The 26,514-nt window shown below is 51.6% G+C and carries 23 protein-coding genes; 11 read left to right on the top strand and 12 right to left on the bottom strand.

Going from position 1 to position 26,514, the window contains the following annotated elements:
• Positions 1 to 114: 114 nt before the first annotated feature.
• From ACN0YN_RS03275 to ACN0YN_RS03230, 10 genes are all read right to left on the bottom strand, one after another.
• A complete protein-coding gene (locus ACN0YN_RS03275) occupies positions 115 to 1,509 on the bottom strand; it encodes an ATP-binding protein (RefSeq protein ID WP_417383558.1) in 1,395 nt (464 codons plus the stop codon).
• Between the two features lie 761 nt (positions 1,510 to 2,270).
• Positions 2,271 to 2,570: a hypothetical protein gene (locus tag ACN0YN_RS03270; RefSeq protein WP_417383557.1), complete on the bottom strand. Its 300-nt coding sequence runs from the start codon at positions 2,568 to 2,570 to the stop codon at positions 2,271 to 2,273.
• A 1,101-nt stretch (positions 2,571 to 3,671) separates the two neighbouring features.
• Positions 3,672 to 4,289, bottom strand: a complete 618-nt coding sequence (locus ACN0YN_RS03265; protein ID WP_417383556.1) for a hypothetical protein — start codon at positions 4,287 to 4,289, stop codon at positions 3,672 to 3,674.
• 71 nt (positions 4,290 to 4,360) lie between these two features.
• On the bottom strand, positions 4,361 to 5,284 hold the full coding sequence (locus ACN0YN_RS03260; RefSeq protein WP_417383555.1) for a hypothetical protein: 924 nt from the start codon (positions 5,282 to 5,284) through the stop codon (positions 4,361 to 4,363).
• 75 nt (positions 5,285 to 5,359) lie between these two features.
• Positions 5,360 to 6,283: a hypothetical protein gene (locus ACN0YN_RS03255; RefSeq protein ID WP_417383554.1), complete on the bottom strand. Its 924-nt coding sequence runs from the start codon at positions 6,281 to 6,283 to the stop codon at positions 5,360 to 5,362.
• Between the two features lie 134 nt (positions 6,284 to 6,417).
• Positions 6,418 to 7,038, bottom strand: coding sequence for a hypothetical protein (locus ACN0YN_RS03250; RefSeq protein WP_417383553.1), 621 nt, complete (start codon positions 7,036 to 7,038; stop codon positions 6,418 to 6,420).
• A gap of 247 nt (positions 7,039 to 7,285) precedes the next feature.
• Positions 7,286 to 7,675 (bottom strand): phage holin family protein, encoded by a 390-nt coding sequence (locus ACN0YN_RS03245; RefSeq protein WP_417383552.1) that lies wholly within the window; start codon positions 7,673 to 7,675, stop codon positions 7,286 to 7,288.
• Positions 7,676 to 7,967: 292 nt separating this feature from the next.
• Positions 7,968 to 11,099, bottom strand: coding sequence for a protein kinase domain-containing protein (locus tag ACN0YN_RS03240; RefSeq protein ID WP_417383551.1), 3,132 nt, complete (start codon positions 11,097 to 11,099; stop codon positions 7,968 to 7,970).
• Between the two features lie 196 nt (positions 11,100 to 11,295).
• Positions 11,296 to 12,168 carry a hypothetical protein gene (locus ACN0YN_RS03235; RefSeq protein WP_417383550.1) on the bottom strand — a complete coding sequence of 291 codons (873 nt, stop codon included), beginning with the start codon at positions 12,166 to 12,168 and terminating at the stop codon, positions 11,296 to 11,298.
• Positions 12,169 to 12,285: 117 nt separating this feature from the next.
• Positions 12,286 to 12,852, bottom strand: a complete 567-nt coding sequence (locus ACN0YN_RS03230; RefSeq protein WP_417383549.1) for an ECF-type sigma factor — start codon at positions 12,850 to 12,852, stop codon at positions 12,286 to 12,288.
• A gap of 316 nt (positions 12,853 to 13,168) precedes the next feature.
• Here ACN0YN_RS03230 and ACN0YN_RS03225 point away from each other — a divergent pair, with 316 nt between their 5' ends.
• The 6 genes from ACN0YN_RS03225 to ACN0YN_RS03200 all read left to right on the top strand — a co-directional run bounded on the left by ACN0YN_RS03225 (position 13,169) and on the right by ACN0YN_RS03200 (position 19,957).
• Positions 13,169 to 13,567: a hypothetical protein gene (locus tag ACN0YN_RS03225; protein ID WP_417383548.1), complete on the top strand. Its 399-nt coding sequence runs from the start codon at positions 13,169 to 13,171 to the stop codon at positions 13,565 to 13,567.
• 63 nt (positions 13,568 to 13,630) lie between these two features.
• A complete protein-coding gene (locus ACN0YN_RS03220; protein ID WP_417383547.1) occupies positions 13,631 to 16,216 on the top strand; it encodes a DUF4132 domain-containing protein in 2,586 nt (861 codons plus the stop codon).
• A 608-nt stretch (positions 16,217 to 16,824) separates the two neighbouring features.
• Positions 16,825 to 17,772, top strand: a complete 948-nt coding sequence (locus tag ACN0YN_RS03215; protein WP_417383546.1) for a DUF1559 domain-containing protein — start codon at positions 16,825 to 16,827, stop codon at positions 17,770 to 17,772.
• A 750-nt stretch (positions 17,773 to 18,522) separates the two neighbouring features.
• Positions 18,523 to 18,939: a DUF6597 domain-containing transcriptional factor gene (locus tag ACN0YN_RS03210; protein WP_417383545.1), complete on the top strand. Its 417-nt coding sequence runs from the start codon at positions 18,523 to 18,525 to the stop codon at positions 18,937 to 18,939.
• A gap of 114 nt (positions 18,940 to 19,053) precedes the next feature.
• Complete coding sequence (locus ACN0YN_RS03205) at positions 19,054 to 19,386, top strand: helix-turn-helix domain-containing protein (protein ID WP_417383544.1); 333 nt, start codon at positions 19,054 to 19,056, stop codon at positions 19,384 to 19,386.
• Positions 19,387 to 19,477: 91 nt separating this feature from the next.
• A complete protein-coding gene (locus ACN0YN_RS03200; protein WP_417383543.1) occupies positions 19,478 to 19,957 on the top strand; it encodes a VOC family protein in 480 nt (159 codons plus the stop codon).
• Between the two features lie 121 nt (positions 19,958 to 20,078).
• On the opposite strand, the gene ACN0YN_RS03195 is transcribed toward ACN0YN_RS03200, so the two are convergent.
• The gene (locus ACN0YN_RS03195) at positions 20,079 to 20,387 is read right to left on the bottom strand and encodes a cyclic-phosphate processing receiver domain-containing protein (RefSeq protein ID WP_417383542.1); all 309 of its coding nucleotides are present in this window, start codon (positions 20,385 to 20,387) and stop codon (positions 20,079 to 20,081) included.
• Positions 20,388 to 20,828: 441 nt separating this feature from the next.
• On the opposite strand from ACN0YN_RS03195, the gene ACN0YN_RS03190 reads away from it, so the two are divergent.
• Positions 20,829 to 21,782, top strand: coding sequence for a DUF1559 domain-containing protein (locus ACN0YN_RS03190; protein WP_417383541.1), 954 nt, complete (start codon positions 20,829 to 20,831; stop codon positions 21,780 to 21,782).
• A 257-nt stretch (positions 21,783 to 22,039) separates the two neighbouring features.
• Positions 22,040 to 22,453, top strand: a complete 414-nt coding sequence (locus tag ACN0YN_RS03185; RefSeq protein WP_417383540.1) for a hypothetical protein — start codon at positions 22,040 to 22,042, stop codon at positions 22,451 to 22,453.
• Positions 22,454 to 22,533: 80 nt separating this feature from the next.
• Here the strand turns inward: ACN0YN_RS03185 and ACN0YN_RS03180 are convergent, their stop codons facing one another.
• On the bottom strand, positions 22,534 to 23,238 hold the full coding sequence (locus ACN0YN_RS03180; protein ID WP_417383539.1) for a GntR family transcriptional regulator: 705 nt from the start codon (positions 23,236 to 23,238) through the stop codon (positions 22,534 to 22,536).
• A 206-nt stretch (positions 23,239 to 23,444) separates the two neighbouring features.
• On the opposite strand from ACN0YN_RS03180, the gene ACN0YN_RS03175 reads away from it, so the two are divergent.
• The 3 genes from ACN0YN_RS03175 to ACN0YN_RS03165 all read left to right on the top strand — a co-directional run bounded on the left by ACN0YN_RS03175 (position 23,445) and on the right by ACN0YN_RS03165 (position 26,171).
• Positions 23,445 to 24,350: a DUF1559 domain-containing protein gene (locus ACN0YN_RS03175; protein ID WP_417383538.1), complete on the top strand. Its 906-nt coding sequence runs from the start codon at positions 23,445 to 23,447 to the stop codon at positions 24,348 to 24,350.
• 167 nt (positions 24,351 to 24,517) lie between these two features.
• The gene (locus ACN0YN_RS03170; protein WP_417383537.1) at positions 24,518 to 24,943 is read left to right on the top strand and encodes a hypothetical protein; all 426 of its coding nucleotides are present in this window, start codon (positions 24,518 to 24,520) and stop codon (positions 24,941 to 24,943) included.
• Positions 24,944 to 25,028: 85 nt separating this feature from the next.
• Positions 25,029 to 26,171 carry a sialidase family protein gene (locus tag ACN0YN_RS03165; protein WP_417383536.1) on the top strand — a complete coding sequence of 381 codons (1,143 nt, stop codon included), beginning with the start codon at positions 25,029 to 25,031 and terminating at the stop codon, positions 26,169 to 26,171.
• Positions 26,172 to 26,514 lie beyond the last annotated feature (343 nt).

The raw sequence follows: 26,514 nt of genomic DNA, 5'->3' as shown, positions 1-26,514 counted from the left end.
GCCAGCAATTCCGCGCCCGACTGGAATAACTACCGCGGACTTTAGCTTCGTGTGATTATGACCTTGCCCCCCCAATTCAGTGAGGCTTATTCATCCAATATACATCCCAGTTTATCAACCATCCCCTTTTATGTATTTGTAATCGAATGCTTTCGCTTCCTCATCTTTTAATTTGATAGAACCCTCACTTCGAAGCCTCTGCAATGCCTTCTTTACTTTTTGCATGTCGTCTTCACCACTCAGTTGTCTTACCAACTTATTAGTAATCTCTGATTTTGGGTTTTCCTGAAGATAGTTAAGGACAACATCTTCTATTGAGGCTATTTTTTGATGTTTTATGGTAACCAAAAAAGAATTCTCTTTTTCTTCAAATGCTGGTGCAATAAGCCCTGCTTTTTTCAACTCATTTTTTGCGGTATCCAATCCCTCCCCGATATCATGATTTACCGGATCTGGAAGATTATGAAGCATTCTCACAATATTGGGATTTCTAGAGAAACGCTCGTCATATAAATTTTCAACGTTCATATAACCAGGTAATCTACCAGGGCTCTCGATCTCGACTCGATTATCAAATATTCGAACATGAATATCATCATTAAGACTATAATCTCGGTGGATAACAGCATTCACTAATATTTCTTTTAATGCTTCTGAAGGATATTCAAGTTTAACTAGTTTTCCACCATCGTTAAATGGAGCCCCCTTAATGTAACTTGCCACTTGTTCGATTGTTTTATAAATCACCGCTTCAACAGTTCCATTAATCGTAACAGGCATCTCCTCTAATTGTTCTCTTTTATAGTCCCTTTCAGTAGTTCTCAATCTATATACTTTCACAGCGCATCTTGTATATAAAGTTGCTTGGGGATCTTCATCAAACAAAAGAACGCATCCTACATTAGGATACATTATGCTTACTTTCTTACTCAATAGACGTTGTTTCTTTAGGAACTTCACAGGTTCTAACTTAGAACAAACTCTATCCATATAATCTTTCAAAATGGTGCTTTCTGCAATCTCTTCTGCATCAACATCATCAATTGGTTTTCTTTCGAAAGGCTCTGCTCCTTTCGAATAGCCCAATTGAGTAACTCTTTCTCCCTTAATCTTTCTCTTTTCAGCATTAACTCTAATATAACAATCACCCGAAGCGGTATAGTGCACTTTAGGGCTCTTTGGAATTCCAAAATGCAATATCAATCCATTTTTCTCAGTCTCAAGGAATTCAATAAATAAGTTTTCAACTGCCGGGTTCGTTTCTTCTAACAGAGTGGAAATGATTTGATTTGCTTCTTCTTGATTTTCAAACCCAATAATACGTTCTCCAGTTTCTTTCTTATCTTCAACTCCTACATACAACTCGCCCCCATCTGAGTTTGCAAAAGCAACGAAAGTTTGCTGAAGTTTTGCAGGTTGAATTCTCTTACTTTTTACATCGTTAAAATGATCCTCTGACAAATTAAGTAGAGCTTTCACGTCATCATTATCTATTTTATTAACTTGCATCAAACACTCCATTCACTTAATAAATTTGCTCTATAGAAATCAAATTCAATAAACAAGTTTCAAATTCGTTAAATCTATTATGTTCAATCGATGAAAAGATGTTTTATAACTCACAAAACATTTAGGATTTTCGGTAAAAATTAGCCAACACTATTTTTCTCCAATGGTCTGTTTTCTATTCACCCCTCAACTACTTCTTCCTCCCACCCTCATACTCCCCAATCACAGCCTTCAACCGGTCCGAGTATTTAAAGATATCGTCCACGTTAGCAATCGCGATTTTCTCTTCGGTTTTATTTGTCACCAGTCCCAGGTATTTACTGTGACGTATTAAATCAATCATCAACTTTCGCAGTTTTTCATGTCAGTACTCACACTACGGAAAACAGTCGCCGACTAGGATGCGATTTCCTGATTCACTCCTTTGCAGACATCTCCCTCGAATACCAGAGCAATCAGATATCCTGTTGCCATCCATTGCAATAATGTAGTGGATTCATCTATCGCTGAAATACTTTGAGGAGGTCCGACAAAACTAACAATCTCTGATTTTGTCATTCCTCGAAGGTCTCCGAGATTAATAAACTTGTTCCTCAGTTGACGCCCTGGCTCCCTGACAGCCCAGGAGATTACTCCGAAAAGTAATAAGCCCACAAATACCGAAACGACAGTGCTACCAATGGATCCCATTTAAAACATCCCTTCTGCTTCCCTGGAAATTAAATGTTCCCTATATTCGAATTTCTATCAAATTGATTAACTCAACAATTATCCACAATCTCCCTACCAGCTACTTCAGAATCAACCTTTCCACCCTCATACTCCCCAATCACAGCCTTCAACCGGTCTGAGTACTTGAAGAGATCGTACATCTGTTTGGGAATCCGGGAGGCGATGTCTTTCATCCGGTCAATCAGATCCATCATTTCACCTGCTTTCAAATCAGAGTTGTCGTGACATACCAGCCTGCGTTTGATGTCTGTCTGTGCGCGATGCCAGAGAAGGGGAGAGGGTGGCGAACAGACAGGCTGCCATGCGTTCTGAATGAAGCAATCTTTCACGAAGTGAATCTTTGAATCAGTTTAAGCCCGCACAAACAGCCATTATGACACTCCGACCCCCAAGGTCAACAAAATAACACCCATTTATAAAAACTCGGTTTCACGGCCGATCAAGTCGGCCATGGCACCCTCCAGATTCTCAACGGGTGGCCTCGAATGTAATTCGAGGTTGCCGCAGGCAACAGGAGGTCGCAGAGGAATCGATCAACTGAGAAACGACTGACCTGACTTGCTTGTGCAGGGAGATTGCTCCCTTCCCCAAACGTTCATCACCGGCAGCTGAGACCTCCTGCTCGCTCCGCTCGTCCCGGATAGCATCCGGGACCACCCGCGGGTTTGTGATCTCTCCGACCAGAAATTTTCGTGTCGTTTCGTACTTTTCGTGGTAGAAAAAAGAGAACCTGACAATTTTCTTCGGGTGGCTTCGAATGTAGTTCGAGGTTGCCGCAGGCAACAGGAGGTCGCAGGGGAATCGATCCACTAAGAAACGACTGACCTGACTTGCTTCCGCAGACTGATTGCCCTCTCCCAAAAACGTTCATCACCGGCAGCTGAGACTTCCTGCTCGCTCCGCTCGTCCCGGATTGCATCCGGGACCACCCCCTGGTTTGTGATCTCACCCGTTAGAAACGTTCGTGTCGTTTCGTACTTTTCGTGGTAGAAAAAAAAGAACCTGTCAATTTTCTCCGGGTGGCCTCGAATGTAATTCGAGGTTGCCGCAGGCAACAGGAGGTTGCAGGGAAATCGATCAACTGAGAAACGGCTGACCTGACTTGCTTCTGCAGGCAGATTGCTCTCTCACCACAACGTTCGTCACCGGCAGCTGAGACTTCCTGCTCGCTTCGCTCGTCCCGGATTACATCCGGGACCACCCCGGGTTTCTGATCTCACCGGCTCAGAAACTTTCGTGACATTTCGTGCTTTTCGTGGTAGAAAATCATTTACCCTCTTTCACTGTCGGACAAGCCGACAGTGCCACCCGGCAGATTGCTCTCTCCCCACAACGTTCGTCACCGGCAGCTGAGACTTCCTGCTTGCTTCGCTCGTCCCAGATTGCATCCAGGACCACCCCTGGTTTGTGAACACACAGATCAACGAATTCTAAGGGACGTGAACCAGGATTGGTGTCGAGAGAAGATTGATGAGATGTGCTTCCTCTCCAAATGCTTTTTCCGATCGTTCGAGGCGTCCCTCCAGATACACGGTGGAAAGACGATCCCACCTGACAACCATGATGTAATCACCTGATTCTAACTGCCACTCATAGAGTATGCTTTTCACGATTACGCCTTGCCTGCTGCTTGTCACCTGGCAATCTTGATCGATTCGAACATCAATACTTTTCTGTGTCTTGGATATCACTCGAAAATCAGTCGTGTCTGGCGGGGTAAGATTGACCGACAATAACCGTTCGCGGGGAGTCACCAGCGTTCCATCAGGACGATAGAACTCATAACAATTCGAACTGATGGTGGCAGGCAGAACATAAGGCAGGTTTTTATCGTTTGTGAACCGCACCATTTTCGGCAGTGCAGCCGTGCTGTCAAGCTTTTCGCTTTCCCTGACTAAAGTGCATTGTGTGTATGAGGCAGAATCACCCGCATAGGATTCCATGTTTAGAATCAGGAAGAGCAAGAGCATTCCAACAGAGACTTTGAAATTAATCGAACGTCTCAACTGATGGATTGTGACCTCACAGGTCAGAATATTTCGTGTCATTTCGTACTTTTCGTGGTAGAAAAAAGAGAACAGATTAAAGTCCCCTCCCCGCGTGTAAAACCATTGAGTTACTACCTTAGCGGGACGCCTGCGACGAGGACCAGATCTTCGTCGTACCAGCTGATCTTGCGACCGCCGGCTGCCTGTACTGCTTCCAGACCGCGGATCATCAGTTTCTTCTGTCTCCCGACTTGTGTGAAATACCAGTTAAAGGTCGTCTTATAATCCGGCGTGTAACGGGGCGCATGCGCACGATTATTCGTGTAGAGCACCAGATCTTTATTATCTTTGGATCGATAGATGGCCATTCGCTGGACGCGGGTAAACTGCAGTTCCCAGCGTTTGCGGTTCACCGCTTGCCCTTTGCCCGAAAGCACATTGTCCGGCTTCTCTGCAAACACGACGCGACCAAACTGCGGGTCGATGAAGTTGACCGCCACCGCCGCTTTCTGAAATTCGTATGTTCCGAGCTTCCGATCGCCGTCCATCACCAGCCCGTTCGGCGTGAAGTCACAGGTCAGCCTGATGAAGCTGTTGGTGCCCGGCAGAACCGCCACGAACTCCCAGACATCGACGATCGAATCCTGCAGGCCAGGGGAGGGCTTGGTTCCGATCATGCTTTGCCCGGCTTCCTTAGGCATGGTTTCGGGAGCAGCATATTCCGAATTGATGGTCGCGTTATTCATGATGACACGCGCATCAATGTTCCAGCCGCCTACCCAGTTCCCTTTATAAAACGCCCCGCCTGCACGCGGTTCTGCTTTTCCTTCCTGGCCGAAGTCAACGGTATCGCGGATCAGAGTCCAGGGGAGTCCTTTATCGGTTTTCCCGTCTGACATCAACGTGAGTCGCCCGTCATCCAGATGCTTGCGATACGTGGTCACCACTTCCCAGACACAGATCGGTTCCGCTGCCTCGGCAGTTGCCGTTACACAGACGAGCAGGATTCCCAAGAGGATACAGGTCTGTGTTGCTTTGGAAATCTTGCCGGTCATCGATTCAGTTCTCTTTCAGTCTGATGCAGGTTATGAGTTTGGAATATCAATCCGGAGATGCGCGTCTCCGTTTTCTTACCGGGGTGGGACACCTGCGACAAAGACCATCTTCTGGTCATACCATTCCAACGCCCGTCCGCCCGCAGTCATTTTTGCTTCGCGGCTTCGGAAATAAATAACCCGTTTCCCTTTTTCAATGATGGGATACCAGTAAAACGTCGACCAGAAGTCCGGCGTGTAACGTGGCGAATTCACGCGGTTGTTGGTGTAGAGCACAAACTCTTTATTCTCGGCTGTCTGGTAGACGGTCTGTCTCTGCACGCGGGTAAACTGCAGATTCCAGCGTTTGCGGTTTACTGCTTTTCCTTTTCCCGAAAGTACATTGTCCGGCTTCTCAACAAACACAACGCGACCGAACTGAGGATCAAGGAAATTGACCACCACGGCCGATTTCTGAAATTCGTACGTCCCAATCTTACGATCGCCGTCCAGGACCAGTTTGTTTGGCGTGAAGTCACAGGTCAGCCTGATGAAACTGTTGGTGCCCGGCAGGACGGCGACGAACTCCCAGACATCGACGATCGAATCCTGCAGACCTGGCGCCGGCTTCGTGCCAATCATGCTTTCCCCGGCAGTATCGGGCATCGTTTCGGGAGTGACGATTTCCGACTTGATGGTGGCATTATTCATTAAGACACGACCGTGCAGCTGCCAGCCTCCGATCCAGTTCCCTTTATAATACGTCCCACCAGGTAGTGGTTTCGCGCTGCCTTCCTTCCCGAAATCGACAGTATCTCCTGTGAGAGTCCAGGGGAGCCCCGTGTCCGTCTTACCGTCCGACAGCAGTGTGAGCCGCCCGTCGTCCAGATGCTTGCGATATGTGCTGACCACTTCCCAGACACAGACCGGTTCCGCCGCCTGCACAGTTGCCGTTCCACAGACGAGCAGGATTCCCAAGAGAATACAGGTCTGTTTTACTTTGGAAATTTTGCCGGTCATCGGGTCGGTCCTCGTCTCTCTCTCGATCAGGTCTTCTCTATTATGTGTGAGCACTATTTCAACATCTTAACCGCTGCCTGACCCCGCATGCAACACCCGTATAGTTGATCAGCTTCTGTTTAGGCGAAAGAATCTTATTCGCTACTCGGCGGGTCGGGGAAACTGCGTTGTGTCACAGTGCGGCCCGGAAAACTGGTGGTAAACATCATGTCTTTGTCGTAAGTCGGCCCGAACTCGAAACTGGTCCAGGAGACCCGTTTGATGGGGAGCGATGTATTCACTCTTCTTCCATTCGGACACCGCAAAATAACGACGGCACTGCAGTTGACCGAAGGCCGCGAGAGGATGATCTGCCCGTCGGCATTCGTGCGGAAAATTTTTCCGTTCAATTCATGGGCATTCGCGATGATCACTTCCATCGTCAAGTCTTCAATCGGTTTGCCGGAATCCAGAAAGGTAATCGTCAGGTGGCGCGTCCAGTAAGACCACACCAGCAGCCAGAGGATTAACAGCAGAATCACACTGCCGATGGCATAGAGCTCTCCTTTATGTCGGACTTCCACAATGAACTCCCTGAATGAAAGCAGCTTCAAATTGAGCGACTGGCGAGGCAACTTCCAGTTTAGACGATGAGCATGGCTGTTTCCAATCAGTCTCGCAGATAAATGGCGATACATCAGCAGCACATCCATTTCACTGCTGACAGGTTTCGTGTTTTTCGTGACTTTCGTAGTAGAAAAAAGAGAACCGGTCAATTCTCTCCGGGTGGCCTCGAATGGAATTCGAGGTTGTCGCAGACAACAGGAGGTCGCAGGGGAATCGATCAACAAAGAAACAACTGACCTGACTTGCTTCCGCAGGCAGATTGCTCTCTCCCCACAACGTTCGTCACCGGCAGCTAAGACCTCCTGCTCGCTCCGCTCGTCCCGGATTACATCCAGGACCACCCAGGGTTTGTAATCTCCGGTCAGAAACTTTCGAGTAACTTCGTGCTGCTGTCGTTCAGGACTCCTTCACCTTTTCCAGGGTTTTCTTGAATAGAAACAGAGGCAGCACCAGGCCTGCGATCAAAGCAATGATCCAGATGATCAACGGTGCCAGGATCCAGGTGGTGAGGCCGGTGATCTGAAGTCCGTCCGAGAACATGCTCGTTCCGATCAGACCGACAAGGATTGCCACCAGCGCCACGCCGCCACTCATCTGGGGCACGTTTTTGAGCGAGATCTTAATGAGCAGAGGCGTGATCACGACTACGATCAACGTGAAGATCGCCGCGACCATGAAGATCGACCAGAAATTGATGGAAAAGCCAGGCAAGACCTTGGCAGCCACAACGATTCCGATCGCATTTCCGAGCACATACAACACAGTGGAAGCCAGCATACGAACCATAGCATTTTCCTTTCGCGACGAAATCGATGGAGAAATCTGAAACGACAAAGAAAACGACAGGCCAGAGGGGTTCCTTCCTGACTCACAAGCCCTCCGCGGCGACAGACAACCTGAACCTGCTGTTTGCAGAAATTCAGTAGCTCATATTTTGTTCAGAGGTGATTCCCTGATTATTGACTTGAAGATTTCAACTGTCAACGTGAAGTTCGGTTTTTCATCGAATACCAGTGGTTAACCTGAAATCACACCATAATCAGATGAGTTAAAGCACGCCAATTACCAATAGAGCCGATTACAGTCCCACAAATCGCGGGTAGCACCAGTCGGCCCAGTCGTTTCGATCATCGCCGCAGGTGTCCGTCAGGAGGACGATCTGCTTTGCTCCCGCGGGGAGTGGCACATCGATCGACACGATGCCTGCAATCGGGCTGCGGTAAACTTCCTGACCGTCGATTTTCAACGCGAACCGGACCGAGCGGCTTCGGTACGCTGCTCCCACCGCGCGAAACCGTTGTGCCCCCTCTGGGATGTCGAATACCTGCCTCGAAGGAGCGTGCGCCCACAGCAGGTCGGAGCAGTATGGCAGCATGTCGAAGCCAGGGGGCTCAACCGTGAGTTCGTCCGGATTCGTCTGGTAAGAACCGTCGTGCGAAATTTTCGCTTCCCCCTCGATCGGCTTGAGCGCGGTGAGCTTCGTAAACGTTTTCGTCTCGGGCGCGGTGTTGGCAGTCGTCAACGGCTCGTTATACATGCGGGGCTTCAGCCAGTACACCGGACAGCCGGCGGCAAATTCGCTGTTCTCCGTCACGCGTCCGACAGAAAGTGTGATGCTGCGACACTCCGCGGGAATGTTCAACGCGATTTTTTCCAGGCGGGTCACTCCACTGCTGAAAACAGGTTTCCCATCAAAGGCAATGTTGAAGCTGACATAACAGCCGAAATTGTATAAACCGGTCGCCGTGAAGCTGCGCGTGCCCTCAGGGACTTTCCAGGTGATCGAACTGAGCTGATTCACAACCAGGTATTCGTGACAGCGTTCGAACTGCGGCGCGACAAAAATGTGCCTTGGACCGGGTTGCCACCCATAACTGACATCGCGAGGCTGCATGGTGGTGAGACGCCAGACGCGTGAAAAGTCGGCATCGACTTCGGCTGCAGCAGGTTCCTTCGAAACAACCGCCCCCTCACTCTCAGGCGGCATGCCCGGTTTTTCCCAGCGAATGCCGCATTTACCGTTCCGCGCCTGCATAAAACGTTCGATCCCCGCGGGGGTGAGCTGCGTGTCAAAGGCCCAGATCAGCCCCAGTTTGGGACACTTCGCCAACTCGAGCAAACCGGCATCCGTGATCTTGGAACCTTCAAGATGAATCTGCCCCAATCCGGGGGCACCCACCAGACTGGCGAATCCTGAATCCGAAATATTCAGTCCGGAAACCATAATGCACCGTAGTGTCTTCCAGCCGGCAAAGTTGCGAAAGAAGGGCATGTCGGCATTCGTCACACGGGTAAAACCGATGTAAAAATCGATGACCTCACTGCAGTTCGTAAACGCCTTCAATCCCGTCCCCGAAACTTTCGTGCCCCATAAATGAATCTCGTGCAGGTGAGAGTTCTCTTTAAGATTCGCGACCCCCGCATCGCCCACCTTCGTCGAATTCGTCAGATAGATACCACGCAGGTGCTTCGTTCCGCGAAATGCCTCCAGCCCGGCATCGGTCACGCGTGCGTTACTGATCAATTCAGCATGAGTCAAACGAAATGGTTCTACCGGTAACTTCGCCAGCGACTGAATCCCGTTCCCGTCTGTAAACGCCGAGTCTTTGTTGATCCAGACTTTCCCACCCATTGAGAGTACATATTCCGCAGCGAGTCGGTCGGGGTCCGTGGATTTGGAATCTGCTGCGGTGATTTGCTTTACCGTTTCCGTCGGCTTCGATGCAACCGGCGCCGTTTCCCGACTGACCTGAACGACTTGCCGTCCGTCCCGGGTAATGATGACCAGTTCCTGCTGCAGAACTTTACCATCTTTGCTGGCCTGCAGCTGATATTGTCCCGGTTTCAAGCGAAGCTCTTTGACGCCGGCTCCGGTAATCACCAGTTCCTGCCCGTCAATTGAGACACTGACGCCGGGATCGTTCACTTCGATCACCAGCGTTCCCTCAGGTGAGAACAGGCGGATCACGGTCCCCCGCAAATTGGTAATGCCGGTCGCTTCGGTGAAGCCAAAACTTGAAAGCAGAACAATCAGAATTGCCGCTGCCTTCATCCAGGGTAACAGACCGCGTCGTTTTTCCCCGGAGTCGCTGGACGTCGCTTCTGACGATTTATGTTTCTGTACCGCCTGTTCGGGAGCGTCCGCTAACAGATCTGCGACCTCCTGTGCCGAAGCGAAACGATTTTCCGGTTCCTTCTCATGCAGTTTATGAATGAGAGCCACCAGCCAGTCGGGTATTTCCGTGATGACTTCCTGTATTTCGCGGGGCTGTTCATCGACGACCCGTTTGAGCACGGCCAGTGTTGATGGCGCCCGAAAAGGGGGCCGTCCGGTACACATCACATACAGCACGCTCCCCAGGCTGAACAGGTCGCTTCGCTGATCGAGCTTGAATCCCTGCACCTGCTCTGGCGACATATACAGCGGGGTCCCGGCGATGATACCGCTCTGCGACCGACTGGCGTCATCTGCTGCGCGGGCCAGACCGAAATCGGTGAGTTTGACCTGGCCTGTACCCGACTCAATCAGAATGTTGGCCGGCTTGATATCACGATGGATCAGCCCCTGCAGATGGGCGGCTTCGAGCCCGTTGGCGATCATCCGCCCCAGTCGACAGATGGTGGTGAGTTCGAGCGGACCAGTCTCGTCGATCAGTTGCTGCAATGTTTTCCCATCGATGTATTCCATGACCAGAAAGGGAAGGGGGGCCTCTTCGACTGCATAGATACTGACGACATTTTCATGACGAATCGCCGCGGTCGCCCGGGCTTCGCGCAGGAATCGTTTACGGGCCGGGGAAGTGACCGCCATTGCGGGCGTCATGACTTTGATGGCCACAATCCGGTGCAGTCGCTGATCAAAGGCCTTGAACACGATCCCACACCCGCCACGACCGATCAGTTCCTGAATGTCGTAGTGACACAGACTGCCCAGCGAACCTTCCACCGTCGGCGGTTCCAGGAAACTCAGGTCCAGGTGATCTTCGTGCCCACTCTCATCCGGGTGATCCCGCGTCACATCACTGGCGCGTCTGATCTGTTCTACTGCGGGAACTCCCAGGAATTCCCCCGAGCGTGCATACTCTTCCAGTAAAGCGTCAACCTGTTTCCGCAGCAACTGGTCGTCGCCGCACACCTGATCGAGAAACGCGGACCGACTCTGCACGTCGTCGATCTCCAGCGCTTCGTTAAAGATTTCCTGTTCAGTCATAATTGATATTTCTATAAACATTCACCCCGGTCCTGTTCAGGATTTCCTCAGGAGTGAATTGCCTGTCTGTATGGGCAATCATCTGTCGAGCATCATTCCACTCGATGAATGTCTCTATTATGGAAAGGGGAACCTGTGGAAAAAAGAGTATCGATAGCGAAAAACAGAGCGTTCATCGGGAGCTGGCCTCTGAGTCTCACTGGGCCCAGCGACCATTTTTAAAGTGACGCCAGGGGTAATAACCGTCTTTCAGTGAGACCCGGTCATGGTAGAGACGAACGCGGATGTCTGTGGTCCGGCTTTTCAGTTCGATATAATCCGATTTGCGGGCCGCCTCATAAAAATAAACGTGGCTCTTGCCTTTATTTTTCACTTCCAGCCAGCTGTGGTCCGGCTGAATGGCATACACGGCCCCCCCTTCGCGGATATAACTGCGACGCCCGTCAAACACATAAGGCGAGATCTGATTGTAGGCTTTCGTTTCCAGTAGGGATGCTTTGGCCTGGTTTCCATCGCGCCTGCAGTCTGCGATTTCACTCTGGTAAGCTTTCTGAATGGCCGTCACCGCCACGACCATCTCTTTTTCAAAGTGCGTGGTCCGAATCACGGAAGGCAGGATTCGTTTTTCTTTGAACCGTTTCCACTGTCGATCGATCAAATCGGCAGCATGTGTGTTGCCGCGCTTGATCGCGATGGCTTTCTCCTTCTCGAACAGTTCCTCAAGCGACTTCATCGCCGCCTTGACCCGCTCCTCAAATTCTTCCTGGGCCACTTCCAGATCGCTCTTTCCGTTTTTCCCCCGATCCGCGTCTGCCTTCGCCAGGATCATCAGCACTCGATTCAGGTTCTCATCAGGGTCATTATCCCGTTGTGGCGGTGGCGTCGGTTCCTCGAATAACTCCAGCGGTTTGTCGATTTCGGCAGCTCGTCCGATGTTCGCCCCCCCTAACCAACTCTCCTGCGTCAGACGGTGAAAGGGAACGCGTCCATTAATATCACCAGCATGTACAGTACAGGGAATCAGAAAAACAAAGAACAGAGAGAATATGCTTCTGGAATGAAAAGACACGATTTAACCTCACGCAGCAGGGGAATCTGGTAATCCGAACAAAAAGGCTGCGGACAGGCCCCTCTGTTCCTCGTTACCTACCAGTGCGTCAAGTCGCAGTTGAGGACGCCAGAAATTTCAGGAATTTTCCAAATCCGTTCGCATCTCGCGACGGAGCCAGGCTTTCGCGTACGCCCACAGGCGGTCGGCAGAACGGGGTGACATGCCCATCACCTCCGCAGATTGACTCAACGTAAGCCCTGAAAAATAAAGAAGTTGAACCAGCTCTGTGGCCTGTGAATTGACGGCGGAGAGGCGATTGAGTGCCTCATCCAGCGCGATCAGATCTTCTACCGGTTCCGCTGTTGTAGCGATGGCAGCTTCGTCCAGTTCCTGGTGAACGGCATTTCCGCCCCGTTTGAGACTGCGTCGACTCCGTGCGTTTTCCACCAGGATACGTCGAATGGCAATCGCAGCTGCTCCAAAGAAATGACCTTCGCCGTTCCATTCGCCGTCGTTCCTCACCAGTCGCAGATACGCCTCATGAACCAGGGAAGTCGCCTGCCTCGCGTGGGCCGACTGCTCTTTTGCTAAATAGCCAACTGCCAGTTTCCGCAATTCATCATAAACCTGAGGCAGTAATTGTTCGGCCATCGCCCAGTCTCCCGACTGCGCTGCCTGGGTCATATTGATGAAGTCGGACATCGGTGAGTACTCTTCAAAGCGGTTTGTTGCTGCATCTCGTCTCTGAATGACTATCCTATCAGTTTTCCATGACATGTCATATGTAATAATGAGCTGACGGAAAACTTCAGACGAAACATCGCAGACAAATAACAATTCCTTCTCAGCACTTCCATTTAACTGCTCCCTGTTGTTCGTTCCGTTCGCGATAGAAAATGAAGATCGAATGAATCGAACGTTTCCCTCAAAGACAACACTGGCATCCGAAATCCGACCAGAGTACAATCGCACAGTAGAGCAGTCACATTCTCAGCAAGTCTTTCAGAAGGGATCCTTCATGTCAGCGACCACTCTGACCATTCGCGACGAAAGCATGACCGGGAAAATCATCGGCGAAATCACACTCGAATTTCTGACGGAAACGATCACCGTCCGCGAGTTGATTCGCAGCCGGGTCTACCAGGAAGTCAAAGACTTTAACGCAAAGCGGACCGAACATTTCCGGGGGCTGATCCAGCCCACCGATACCGAAGAAAGTCTCAACGGCTTCAAGCTGAAAAAAAGTCGCGAGATCGACTGGCACGAGCAGTTCGCTAAAGCCGTGGAAGCCTTCGAACGGAATCAGATCCTGATTCTGGTGAACGAGCGACAGGCGGAATCACTGGACGAAGAGATCACGATCACGCCGCAATCTGAAGTCTCATTCCTGAAGCTGACACTGCTCGTGGGTGGCTGATCCTACGCTTGCTCGACCGACCGTTCAACCGCTGCCCCTCACCCCGGAATTGACAGTACGCCCATGCAATACTCTTCCCGCGCTGACGAACTCTACCGAAAGTTACTGATCGCCACAGAAAATTATACTGTCTGCGACTTCTCAGAAATTGCCAGTCTCCCCTGCGTGGAAGAGATCATGGCAGAACAGAAAGCCGTCCAGCGTGATTTTATCTTTCTGGCGTTCGGTCTGCGGTATCTGGGCTACGACGACCGTTACAACAACATCTGGCCCGAGAACTTCCAGCAAATTTATGATTCACTGCCAGAGCAGAGACCTGAGTATTCCAAGGTGCCTGTCCACGTTGCAGCCCGGCTGATCAGTCGCAATCTCCCCTTTACGATGCCGGAATATGCCTGGCTGGCAGATTGCTGTGCCTGCACCAGGGGCTACGATCAGTGGACTCATCCCCACATAAAAGCATTCATCAATCGCGTCAAAGGTTATCTGGAGAAGTCTGAAGAACAGCCAGACTACCAGCTCAAACAATCACTGTCCGGTCTGGCAGATGCCCTGCTCAAATTAAAGGACGAGGAAATCTTCCCGCTCATCAGAATTCTCCAGACACTCAGTAATAATCATACCCGTTTTCCGCTTAAAGCGGGGGAAGCCTGGTCGGACAAAGCCCTGGCCGACAGTGCAGCGATGCCCGGCCCTCTGCAAAATGCGTGGGGGGCCTTACTCGCTCACTGCCAGACCGCTTCGGCAGGCAAGCCCTCCGCTAAATGGGTGAAGACAGCCACACCCCTGGTTGCCGAGATCGGCGAAGAACCATTCACCCAAACTCTGCTGGAATGGTTCCCCCTGGTTGATAAGCCCCGCACACAGCCTTTGAATCCACGCCGCTGGGGACCCGACCCGAATATGATGCTCATCGACCTGCATACTGATACCCTCAAAGGCCTGGCCTGGTGCTGCAGCCTGATTGATGATGCCAGACTGGCTCGCGCACTGGCTGCTCTGGCAATTTCCACTTACAAAAAAGTGCCCGGCGTCGGCCCTCGCGCGATCAAAGTGGGTAACGCCTGTGTCTGGGCTCTGGGACAGATTACCAATGAGACGGCGCTCGGGCAGCTGGCTTATCTCAAAGTCAGAATCAAATTCGGCACCGCCCAGAAGGGAATTGAAAAAGCACTCAATGAAACCGCCGAACGGATGCAGGTTCCCCGGGAAGAGATCGAAGAAATGGGCGTTCCCGCTTACGGGCTGACGGAGGTCGGTAAGCTCGAAGAGCCATTAGGCGACTTCACCGCCCAGTTGACCATCACCGGCACCACCACGACTCAGCTGGTGTGGCTCAAAGCGGACGGTAAGCCGCAGAAGTCGGTCCCGGCGGCGGTCAAAAAAGACTTCTCCGAGGAGCTGAAAGATCTCAAAGCGGGTGCCAAGGACATTCAGAAGATGCTTCCCGCTCAACGCGAACGGATCGACAACCTGTTCCTGGAACAGAAAGTCTGGCCCCTCGCAATCTGGCAGGAACGCTATCTCGATCATCCCCTGGTCGGCACACTGGCCCGACGGATCATCTGGTGTTTTAAAACAGGAGATGACGTCATCGACGGCATCTGGCTGGATAGTCAGCTCGTCGACCGGAACAATGAGCCGATCGAGAATCTGAATGCCAGCACAACCGTCGAACTCTGGCATCCGATTGAAAAACCGGTCGAAGAGGTGATGGGCTGGCGCGACTGGCTGGAAGAACACAAAATTCAGCAGCCCTTCAAACAGGCACACCGGGAAGTCTACCTGCTGACCGATGCGGAACGGAACACTGGCGTCTATTCCAACCGGTATGCGGCCCACATCATCAAACAGCATCAGTTCAACGCCCTCTGCGGTGCACGGGGCTGGAAAAACCAGTTGCGGCTGATGGTCGATGATTTCTATCCCCCGGCCAGGAAACTGCTCCCCAAATGGAACCTGCGGGCTGAATTCTGGGTGGAAGGAATCGGCGATAACTATGGAGTCGACACCAATGATGCGGGAACGTTTCTCTATCTCGCTACGGATCAGGTTCGCTTTTATCCCCTGAAAGCAGCCCCGCGTATCGCGCATGCCGGCGGAGGCGGCTATGGCACCTGGGGAGAAGAGGGGAGCGACAACCCGCTCAATCTGGAAGTGATTCCGCCACTGGTCTTCAGCGAGTTGATGCGCGATGTCGACCTGTTTGTCGGCGTTGCCTCGGTCGCCAACGATCCCACCTGGTCTGATGGCGGGCCGGAAGGGCGTTACATCGATTACTGGCAGAGCTACTCATTCGGCGAACTGACTGAAACCGCCCAGACCCGCAAAGAGATCCTGCAACGGCTCGTCCCGCGACTCAAAATCGCCAGCCAGTGCTCATTTGAAGATAAATTTCTGCTCGTCCAGGGAACGCTGCACACCTACAAGATTCACCTGGGGAGCGGTAACATCCTGATGTCGCCTCACGACGCCTATCTCTGCATCATCCCCAATCAGTCGATGGCCGGCAAAACAGCAAACAACCTGTTCCTCCCCTTTGAGGGAGACAATATGCTGTCGATTATCCTCAGTAAAGCCTTTCTGCTGGCAGACGACACGAAAATCACCGACCCGACAATTATCAGTCAGATCAAAGCCAGAGGCTGAACGCAGGACAAACTGAACCTCAATTGATCGTCTCTGGAGCCGGGTAGAACCCCTGCAAAGAATAAAATGTTCGTTTTATCTTTTCGATTCACAAAATATTCATATTTTTTTCGCTTCGGTTCTCTGGTCATCAGTCCGTTTTGAGCTGTCAAAACCACGTTTTGTGAACGTTTCCTGTGTTTTCCATTAAGATACTGTGAATGCATTTCAGGCACCACAAACATCTGATTTTTGCGGCGTCCGTAACGCCAAAGCTCGTCTCCCCAGAGATTTGACTCCCTGAAATCAGCCCCGGGAAATGATATCTCAAAGTGATGCTCGAATTCTTCATAAACTCTTAATAATAAATAGTTACATCAGAGTGCACTTACCCTTGATAACATCACATCCTCTTCACGATTTCTTCACAATCCCGCTGTAGACTCCCCCCATACCCGTCAGCAGAGAGCTCTTCTCATCAATCATTTTTCACAGGGAGTGCTCATCAAAGATGACACTTCCATTAATCAATAACACCTGTCTGGCTAGAAGTCAGAGCGATTCCATCTCAACCAATTTTTCTTTTACTGCATGTTCCTGCATATTAATTTTTCCAAGGGGGGAGACGAATGAAGAACCGAAGAGCGTTCACATTAATTGAGCTATTGGTAGTCATCGCGATTATCGCAATCCTGATTGCACTGCTGCTGCCGGCAGTCCAGCAGGCCCGGGAAGCCGCCCGACGCAACAGCTGTAAAAACAACCTGAAGCAGATTGGACTGGCACTCCACAACTACCACTCCAGTTTCAAATGCCTGCCATCGGGCAGCATCGTTTACTTTAACGGCACTAAATATTACGGTCATGGCTGGACCTGGCATGCCCCCATTCTGCCTTATCTCGATCAGGCCAATATGTACGACCAGATTCAAGGCCCCGATTCCAGCGGCCTGGGGGCTGAGTCCGGAGGAACTACCAGTGCCAAACAGCAGCTGGCTGGCCAGACCGTGCTCTCTGTCTTCTGGTGTCCCTCACAACCCGACGTAACCCAAGGCGTCCAGAAAGGGGGCTATTCGCCTTCGAACTACAACGGCAACATGGGTACGCTCATCGGTTACTCGGGAGATAACTGCTACGGCGGTTCCGTAACCGATCCAGCGGGCATGACAGCCCCGGGAGGCTGTATGAACGCCGACGGCATTTTCTACATCAGCAGTGCCGTCGCATTCCGCGATGTCACCGATGGTCTGTCCAACACCATCTTCGTCAGTGAAGTGATCGACTCGGGTGGAGATTCCGACATGCTGGGTGGTGGCGGCAGTGACCGCAAGCACTGTTTCTCCGGCGGCGCAGACAGCAACCCGCCTACGGAAATGAGTGAGTACCTGATCGCCGCTGAAAGCAACGACCCGATCAACGGCTACGCGGAAGAGGCAGCCGGCAGCTACCACACCGGCGGTGCCCACTTCGTATTCGGCGATGGTCGCGTTCGCTTCCTCTCCGAGAACATGGACATGACCCTCTACCGGGCCATCAGCACCAGAGCCAAGCGGGAAACGTTAGGTGCTGATTTCTAACTGAAAAACCATAAAAACAGGAGTCCGGGGCAAACAGCAGCCAGTCCCACTCCGGGCATTCAGACCAGACGGGCGGACATACAGATCCGCCCGTTTTTTATTTTCAGAGGACGAAAGCCACACCTGGTTTCACGCGACAGTTCGGACAGTTTTTCTAAGCTCGTACGCGTGTCACGGCCGCCTGTTTTTCAATCCGCAAAAGCAGGACGAGAGCAGGGGAGAGTAGCACTCATCCAGATCGGCAGCGACAGTTCGTCGCGATAGCAATGCCTGCAAAGCGCGCCATGAAAATGCCTGTCAAAAAAATTCTTTGCAAAAATTTAAAAAATGTGAACTCTGATATTTCAAATTCTGCAAAGATTGGTAACTTACGCGTCGATATGAATATCTTAGTTCATATCTGTTTCTAAACCTCCTTTTATTTGGAGAACGAGTGATGGCCAAATCTACTTCTAAGATTGGGCAAGGTGCCAAAAAGCAAACTGGCAAAACTGTCGAGACAACAACCAAAACTGCCAAGGGTAAAACCAGCAAGAAGAAATAATCTTGCTGTCTGACTCCAAGCAGACTTTCAGCCCCCCGTTTTTGCAGTTCTCTGAACGCAGGAATGGGGGGAAATTTTTTTGGTAGAGCAGGTTCTTCAACACTCCCTCCCAACTGAGTTTGACAGGTAGCTCTGAACCTGAGTCACACTTCCAGGTAGAACCAGCTCCCGTTTCCCTGTAGGATACAGTCTGGCAGGACAGCCCCGTGACTGTCAGCTCTCCAGGCCAGACTCCCAGTGAGACCAGTCCCATGCTGGAAACACGAACGCAATTCACCAGCCCCTTGAACCGCTTTGTCAAATGCCTCTGGCATTCCGAAGGAGAGTCTAACAAGGACTGGCAGCAGGAGCAGATTCTCCCCACCGGAAGCGTGGACCTCATCTTTAAACTGCAGAACAATCGCCCCGTTCCGATTTTTGACCCTGCGGACAACGCCCTCCCTTCCTGTTCGGGATCGATTGTCTCAGGCGCTTATTCACGCCCCTTTACCCTCGATACTTCCCGACCCGCTCCCACAATCCGGGTCCACTTTCACCCCGGCGGCGCTGCTGCTTTTCTGGGAGTCCCCGTCAGCGAACTCATGAACCTGCATCTCAGCCTGGAAGAACTCTGGGGCCCATAGGCGTTTCAGGTACAGGAACAGCTCATCCAGGCAGCATCAGCGGCTGACAGGTTTGACCTTCTGGAACAGGTCCTCCTCAATCGACTGACGGAACCCGATCCGACTTACCAGGCAATGCTCTATGCCGCCGAACGGTTTCGTGAATCCGGTTCGACCAGCGTCAAAACCGTCAGCGAATCACTGGGATTCAGTCACCAGCGTTTCATTCGTCAGTTCCAGAATGCCGTCGGACTCACCCCCAAACTGTATTTTCGCATTCAGCGGTTTCAGTCCGTTCTGGATCAGATCGTCAGCGGCAAACAGCTTTCCTGGGCCAACGTGGCACTGGAGAACGGCTATTACGATCAGTCCCACCTGATACATGATTTTCGAGAGTTCACTGGCGTCACTCCGCCGGAATACAGACCAGTTGCCCCCGATCGGAAAAATCACATGCTGCCGGGCTGAGTAATAATTTTTTCCAATACAGGCCGCTCACTTCCGAGTAGACTGGTTGATATCCAAATTCATCCCCCGACCAGATTCAGGAATTGAAACCATGACCAGCAGTAATCCCGAGTCAAACCAGATCCATGAAGTCTTTCCCTACCTGCGGACCCGGGACGCCGGTGCCGCCATCGAGTTCTACAAGCGGGCGTTCGGGGCAGTCGAAGATTTTCGTCTGACAGAACCTGGCGGACGGATCGGGCACGCGGAACTCAAATTCGGTGCCACAACGATCATGGTTTCAGACGAATATCCGGAATACGGAATTCATGCTCCCGCCGAATCCACACCGACCGGTTCTGCGATCCATCTCCATGTGCAGGACGTCGACTTGCTGACAGAGCAGGCAGTGGATGCCGGCGCCACCCTGATCCAGAAACCCACTGACCAGTTTTATGGAGAGCGCGCAGCAAAGGTTCTCGATCCGTTTGGTCATGAATGGCTGCTTGGTTCGGAAATCGAAAAGGTTACACCAGCAGAAATGCAGCGCCGCTTCAACGCCATGTTTGAGGAAGGTGATCAGGAGTGCTGATTCCATTCAACAGAATGCTCAATCAACTCTGACAAGAAAAAACAGCAGGGGCATCCCGGGATAAAATCAAAGCATCAGATTTTACCGGCAGCCACGGGGAGCCCCGCGTTTTAAAATCATTTCAGTCTGCACCGCAGTAACACTCTGTCAGTCTCTGAATCGTTCGAACAGCAGCGACCATGCGATTGCGCGCCGGAGGGTTTGCCGTGTGCACCTGAATGACGGGAGGATCAAAGTCTCGAGTGACGACCGCCTCTTCAATCCAGAGCAGCACATCGTATCCCGTGCCACGCGCATCATCGCCCAGGTCGTGGTCGAGACTGATCTCTTCCACCAGACCGGTCTTTAATAATTGGATCGCTTCTTCCGGCCAGCGTACCTGTTGCCAGCCGGGTGGTGCCGTTCGTTCGTCGTCCAGATAGACTTTCATGATCTTTCCTTGTATTTCGCGTTAAGAACTCATGAATACCGCAAAATTTCTGCAGATCCCTGAATTGCAGTGCTTTTCATAACTGTGACACATCGGCCTGGCGAATAGTTCGCGAAAAACAAAATCAATGTCATGACTATGAAGCCAATCGCCAAAATTATTCACTGATTCTTAACTGAAATACATCCCATAAGCATTGGCTTAACTCTCTCTAAGCTCACGCATTCTTCACAATATTTTCACATACCAGGTTTAGAATCCCGCCAAACATGTCGAACGAGAATTCTGATTCTTCGATATTCGAAAGCATTCTCAAAGATCATTCTCCCAGTTGATTCGTATCTGATTTCTGTTGTTAACAGAAGAATTCTACTAACAGGAAATGTCTTTATTTTTTCTAGTTCACGTTCCTGCAAAACAATTTTTTAAGAAGAGGTTTTTATGAAAAATCGAAGAGGGTTCACTTTGATTGAGTTACTGGTAGTCATCGCGATTATTGCGATCCTGATTGCCCTGCTGCTGCCAGCCGTCCAACAGGCGCGCGAAGCTGCACGTCGCAACACATGCAAAAACAACATTAAGCAGATCGGCCTGGCGTGCCACAATTATCATGAAGCCTACGGCGCGCTGCCTCCGGGGAGTATCGTGCTGCTCAATGCATCCGGTACCACTTACAATGGTCATGGCTGGACCTGGCACGCCAGTCTGCTGCCTTACCTCGATCAGGCCAACCTGTACGATGCCATTCAGGGCCCCACCTCCAGCGGAATGGGAGCTGAATCAGGCGGCGTGAATGATCCGAAACAACAACTGGCCGGACAGACTGTCCTCTCCGTCTTCTGGTGTCCTTCACAGCCTGACGTGACCCAGGGAGTTCAGAAGAATGGTTACTCTCCTTCTAACTATAACGGCAACATGGGCACGCTGATCGGCAGCTCGGGAGATGACTGCTACAGTGGCTCCATCACCGATGCCGCCGGCATGGCTGCCAAAGGTGGCTGCATGGGCGGTGACGGCGTCTTCTACATCAGCAGTAGTGTCGCCTTCCGCGATGTAACCGATGGCCTCTCAAATACCATCTTCGTCAGTGAAGTGATTGACTCAGGTGGAGATGCCGACATGCTGGGTGGTGGCGGCAGTGACCGCAAGCACTGTTTCTCCAACGGAGCAGACAGCAATCCTCCCACTGAAATGACGGAATACCTGATTGCTGCAGAAAGCAATGATCCGATCAATTCCTACGGCGAAGAAGCAGCGGGAAGCTATCACACCGGTGGTGCCCACTTCGTGTTTGGTGACGGCAGAGTGAAATTTCTCTCTGAGAACATCGACATGAGTGTGTATCGTGCACTGAGCACCAGGGCCAAACGGGAAACCTTAGGCGCTGATTTCTAAAAAAAAGCGATATGAACTGCGTCGCTCCACACCGCGACGCAGTTCTTCTGAATTCGAATCATAATCGTGTTGATTCGAAACATGGCGTTCTCGAATAAAACTGATGAACAGGATGATGAACTGTTTTTAGAAAACTGTTCGTCCCGTCTACAGTCCCCGACTGCAGAATATCATTTGAACCGAGAGCGGCGTCAATCTGATACTTCAAACAGAGAGTGAGTAGAACAATGAAATTGAAAACAGAATCGCTAGTAATAATGACTCTGCTGTCACTCAGCATCAGCCTGACCGGTTGTGGAGGTGGGGTGAGCGATCAGCCGGAACTGGGTCTGGTCAAAGGGACCGTGACGATGGACGGCAGCCCCCTGGCCGGAGTTTCCGTCACATTTTCTCCAGACAGCGGTCGTCCTGCCACCGGGAAAACTGATGTCGCTGGTAACTACGAATTGATCTACATTCGCAATACCCCCGGCTGCAAGCTGGGGCACAACACTGTGATGATCAGCAATTCCAACGAAGAAGATGAAATGGAACAGGAAGGGGATGACGCAGTCGTTACAGCGACGACTGACGAAAAAGAAATCCCAGATCAGTACAATAACAAGACGACACTGGAAGCCGACGTGCAACCAGGCGAAAACACGTTCAACTTCGATTTGAAGAAGAAATAATCGCGGACCAGCGGTTCCGTTCTCACTTCACTGCGGGGTGGACCTGTGTGTCCTCCCGCAGGTGAGAGCAGGGCTCCTGTTCAGGAACGGCGTTCCTGCCTCAGAAATGCCAGTACGTCGCGGCAGCCGCGCTGAATCTGGGCACTCATCACTTCGCGGGCCAGGGGACCGTTCCCATCATGCAGCGCCTGCAACAGCTCTTTTTTGCTGTTACAGGTTTTCTCTGCCAAGTCAACCGTCAGAATTTTCGAACTGTTTCGCTGTGATTCAAATACCGTCGTGACGGCGCGATGTTCGCGGATCACTTTCGCTATCAGACGATTTCGCGAAGCGTCAATCACTGTCTCATGAAAAGCTTCTTCCAGATCCAGCCAGCGATTGAACTGGGCCGGAGTGGCGTGGCCATCACTTCGCTCGCGGATCAGATCCCGAATTTCATCGAACTCGTCCAGCATCGCATGGAGATCATCCAGCTGATGCGGGGTAATATACCGCGAGGCTTCGGCAGCCGCACAACTCTCCAGAGCATCCCGCAGCATATACAGTTCTTCCAGATCCTCACGATTCGGGTTCCGCACAAATGCGCCTGCCCCCGGGACATGCTCGACCAGTCCTTCTGAAACCAGGCGGTGAATCGCTTCCCGGACCGGAATGACGCTCACTCCAATCTCTGCAGCCAGCTTGCGATTCACCAGCTGAGAGCCGGGAACCAGTGATCCCTGCTGCATTTCCTGCTTGATATAACGATAAGCCCGATCGGCCAGATTCTGCGTGACTTCATACATTTTTCATTTTCCGGTTGACAAACCATTCTCCTTCGCTGAGAATATGTAACATCATGTTATAACACGTTATTACACCATGTCAACTGCTTTCAAAGCAGGGCTCCTTTTTTCTCAGAACCGACTTCCATTCGTAACAGTTCTGAACCCTGGGAGAGACATACGATTTTTCCATTTACTTCATTTCCCTGACTCATCTGGAGAGAATCATGAAAATCAAGCGCGGATTTACACTGATTGAACTTCTGGTCGTAATCGCCATCATTGCCATTCTGATCGCGATCCTCCTGCCCGCCGTCCAGCAGGCTCGAGAAGCGGCCCGCCGCTCCACCTGCAAAAATAATTTCAAGCAGGTTGGCCTGGCACTGCATAACTATCATGAAACTCACTCCATCTTCCCGCTATCGGATCACCGTGATTCAGGGCGGGGCTGCTCCGGCGCGGTCTGGTCACAGAACGCCGTCTACCGTTACAGCTGGGGCGCGATGATTCTGCCTTTCCTGGAATCCAACGCGGTCTATCAGAAAATTGATTTCAGCACCAACTATAATGTCGCCCCTTCCAATCATATTCAGGCCGTCGGTGCCACCATCAATGTCTTCCTCTGTCCTTCCGATCCCCAGTCGGAACCTCGCTGCAACCGTACCGGCGGAATCAACAATGGCGGCCCTGGAAATAAAGACGATCTGGGACGTTCCAACATGGCCGGGGTTGCCGACTCCAGAACCTGGGAATGCGCTACGAACTGGGGGCGCACAGACGGAGACGGCATGCTGTATAACAATTCCAACACCCGGATGCGCGATGTCATCGACGGCTCCAGCAATACACTCTTCGTCGCGGAAGTCGCCGGTGGATTACCAGCTTCATTTGACTGCAATTACTGGAGCGTTGTTAACCACATTGATACTGCAGGCGGCATCAACGGACCACACACCACTCCCGGTAAAGGATCCTGGACCCTCGCTTCCCAGGAAGCCTCCAGCTGGCACACAGGAGGTTGTCACTTTCTGATGGGTGATGGCAGCGTCCACTTCCTTTCGGAGAACATCGACGCGGGTGTCCTGAAATCATTAACCACGCGTGCAGGACGTGAAGTCACCAACTTCCCCTGACAGAAATATTTGTTCGATCTGCTTGCCTGCTGAGTGCTCCCTTCGATTGCTGTGATCGGGGGGACGCTCCCCAGGCACAGGTTGACTCAATTCATCACCTGCAGCTATTCCGCACACGGTGCATCAGGCTTCCCTGCAAACTCAGTTTCACACGAAAGTGACGACTTATGAAATCGCTCTTACTCCTCTCCAGCGTAGTTCTCGGACTGACTTTCTCCGGTTGCAGTTCAAGCGAGCCGGGCCCCGAACGCGTCATCGTCACCGGGAATGTGACCTTCGATGGAAAACCGGTTTCACAGGGTGAAATCTGGTTCATCCCCGCAGCCGGCAGAGAAGCGCCCCAGGCCGGAGCAATTATTAAAGAGGGACAATATCGGGTTGAAAACAAGGGAGGCGTGCCCATCGGTGCCTGCCAGGTAAAAATCACCGCAGACCGCCCCAAAGAAGATGTCAAAATCGTAGCGGATGGCGGTCCCGAAGAAATTCCGACAACTCAATATTTACCCGCGCGTTTTAATGATAAAACGGAACTGACGGTCGAGATAGAATCCAGTTCTGAACCGGTCACAAAGGACTTTGATCTGAAGTCCTGATATATTAAAGATGTTCCACAAGCAAACGAATACTATTTCCATCACACAGATTTTTCCTACCTGAAAATACTGAGAAAGAAGATTCATGAAAGCGCTCTCTTCCTGCCTGGTCGTCTTACTGCTGACGACGATTTCACTCACCGTTCAGGCCCCCGTTTATGCCGATGACAAACTCCCCCTGGTTGATATCTCCGGACAGACGAACCAGCAGACCGTGATCGCCGCGGGTACGCCTCAAGTCTATCAGGGACATCCCACGACGTTACTGCTGCCCGATCAGAAAACGATCCTGGCGGTCTGGTGCATCAATCACGGCGGTTCAGCCGGCCCCATGGCCAAAAGTGTTGATGGTGGCAAAACCTGGTCCCGCATTGATGAACGGTTACCCGCCGGTTACGCGACGCATCAGAACTGCCCCAGCATCTATCGCATGATCGATCCGCAAGGAAAAGCCCGTTTGTGGGTCTTCTCCGCGGCACTTGGTAAGCGTGGCGGCCCCGGGATGCCCAGCATCATGAGTGAAGACAACGGCGCCACCTGGAAAGAAATGCCTCCGCTCGGGTTCCCCTGTGTGATGACCTTCAGCAGTATGGTCCGCCTCAAAGACGGGCGTTACCTGGGTCTCTATCATAAAGGTCCTGACGGTAAAGACCGCGCCCCGCTGGTCGTGCTGCAGACCATTTCCAATGATGGCGGCTTCCACTGGTCGGAACCCAAAGTAGTCGCCGAAGTCGCAGGCAAAAATCCCTGTGAACCCTGTGTCTTCCGCAGCCCGGACGGCAATCAGCTCTGCTGTCTGCTGCGTGAAAATACTCACAAAGGCCGCAGCCTGATGATGTTCAGCAACGACGAAGGCGCCACCTGGACCAAACCGGTCGATACTCCCTGGGGCTTGACCGGCGACCGTCACAAACAGGTTTTCACCAAGGACGGACAACTGGTGGTCTGCTTCCGCGATCAGGCACCCGGCAGTTCCAGTCGCGGTCACTTCGTCGCCTGGGTCGGCACATACGACGACATCGTCAACGGTCGTGACGGCAAGTACCGGGTCAAGCTGCTGCATCATCACGGACGTACGGGAGACTGTGGTTATCCCGGCGTAGAACTGCTCCCGGATGGTACCATCGTCGCGACAACCTACGTCAAATACCGCGACAACAAAGACAAAAACTCGGTCGTCGCCGTGCGGTTTAAACTCGATGAGCTACCGAAACCCGGAGACAAATAGCGCGTCTTCAGTCCTGCTACACACAAAAGAAAGTTAAGGCATCAAAAAACATCCTGGGTAGCCCCGAATGCAATTCGGGGTTGTCGCAGACAACAGGAAACTGACAGGGAAGTTTTCAATTCAGGGTAACGGAACTAACTCAAGCAAAGTAGGGTGCAGATTCACATATCCCCCCGCCAGGAGAGTTTCAATCCAGCTTTACACCGTGTACGGGACTGATAGAAACGTTTTATTAACTACCACGAAACTTCACGAAAAAGCGTTAAGGGTGAAACTATGAAAGAAGGTCGAGCCGGTGGTGGTATTCTTTAACGCGTGGTAAACATAGTTTATTGAACCTTGT

The organism is Gimesia sp. (assembly GCF_048260065.1).
GTDB lineage: Bacteria > Planctomycetota > Planctomycetia > Planctomycetales > Planctomycetaceae > Gimesia.
This window is presented reverse-complemented; position numbering and strand designations above follow the sequence as displayed.

Excerpts from the sequence above, each read along its gene's own strand:
- ACN0YN_RS03275 (WP_417383558.1), bottom strand. The coding sequence starts at position 1,509 with ATGCAAGTTAATAAAATAGATAATGATGACGTGAAAGCTCTACTTAAT.
- ACN0YN_RS03265 (WP_417383556.1), bottom strand. The coding sequence starts at position 4,289 with ATGACACGAAATATTCTGACCTGTGAGGTCACAATCCATCAGTTGAGA.
- ACN0YN_RS03260 (WP_417383555.1), bottom strand. The coding sequence starts at position 5,284 with ATGACCGGCAAGATTTCCAAAGCAACACAGACCTGTATCCTCTTGGGA.
- ACN0YN_RS03255 (WP_417383554.1), bottom strand. The coding sequence starts at position 6,283 with ATGACCGGCAAAATTTCCAAAGTAAAACAGACCTGTATTCTCTTGGGA.
- ACN0YN_RS03245 (WP_417383552.1), bottom strand. The coding sequence starts at position 7,675 with ATGGTTCGTATGCTGGCTTCCACTGTGTTGTATGTGCTCGGAAATGCG.
- ACN0YN_RS03240 (WP_417383551.1), bottom strand. The coding sequence starts at position 11,099 with ATGACTGAACAGGAAATCTTTAACGAAGCGCTGGAGATCGACGACGTG.
- ACN0YN_RS03230 (WP_417383549.1), bottom strand. The coding sequence starts at position 12,852 with ATGTCCGACTTCATCAATATGACCCAGGCAGCGCAGTCGGGAGACTGG.
- ACN0YN_RS03225 (WP_417383548.1), top strand. The coding sequence starts at position 13,169 with ATGTCAGCGACCACTCTGACCATTCGCGACGAAAGCATGACCGGGAAA.
- ACN0YN_RS03220 (WP_417383547.1), top strand. The coding sequence starts at position 13,631 with ATGCAATACTCTTCCCGCGCTGACGAACTCTACCGAAAGTTACTGATC.
- ACN0YN_RS03215 (WP_417383546.1), top strand. The coding sequence starts at position 16,825 with ATGAAGAACCGAAGAGCGTTCACATTAATTGAGCTATTGGTAGTCATC.
- ACN0YN_RS03205 (WP_417383544.1), top strand. The coding sequence starts at position 19,054 with ATGCTCTATGCCGCCGAACGGTTTCGTGAATCCGGTTCGACCAGCGTC.
- ACN0YN_RS03200 (WP_417383543.1), top strand. The coding sequence starts at position 19,478 with ATGACCAGCAGTAATCCCGAGTCAAACCAGATCCATGAAGTCTTTCCC.
- ACN0YN_RS03195 (WP_417383542.1), bottom strand. The coding sequence starts at position 20,387 with ATGAAAGTCTATCTGGACGACGAACGAACGGCACCACCCGGCTGGCAA.
- ACN0YN_RS03190 (WP_417383541.1), top strand. The coding sequence starts at position 20,829 with ATGAAAAATCGAAGAGGGTTCACTTTGATTGAGTTACTGGTAGTCATC.
- ACN0YN_RS03185 (WP_417383540.1), top strand. The coding sequence starts at position 22,040 with ATGACTCTGCTGTCACTCAGCATCAGCCTGACCGGTTGTGGAGGTGGG.
- ACN0YN_RS03180 (WP_417383539.1), bottom strand. The coding sequence starts at position 23,238 with ATGTATGAAGTCACGCAGAATCTGGCCGATCGGGCTTATCGTTATATC.
- ACN0YN_RS03175 (WP_417383538.1), top strand. The coding sequence starts at position 23,445 with ATGAAAATCAAGCGCGGATTTACACTGATTGAACTTCTGGTCGTAATC.
- ACN0YN_RS03170 (WP_417383537.1), top strand. The coding sequence starts at position 24,518 with ATGAAATCGCTCTTACTCCTCTCCAGCGTAGTTCTCGGACTGACTTTC.
- ACN0YN_RS03165 (WP_417383536.1), top strand. The coding sequence starts at position 25,029 with ATGAAAGCGCTCTCTTCCTGCCTGGTCGTCTTACTGCTGACGACGATT.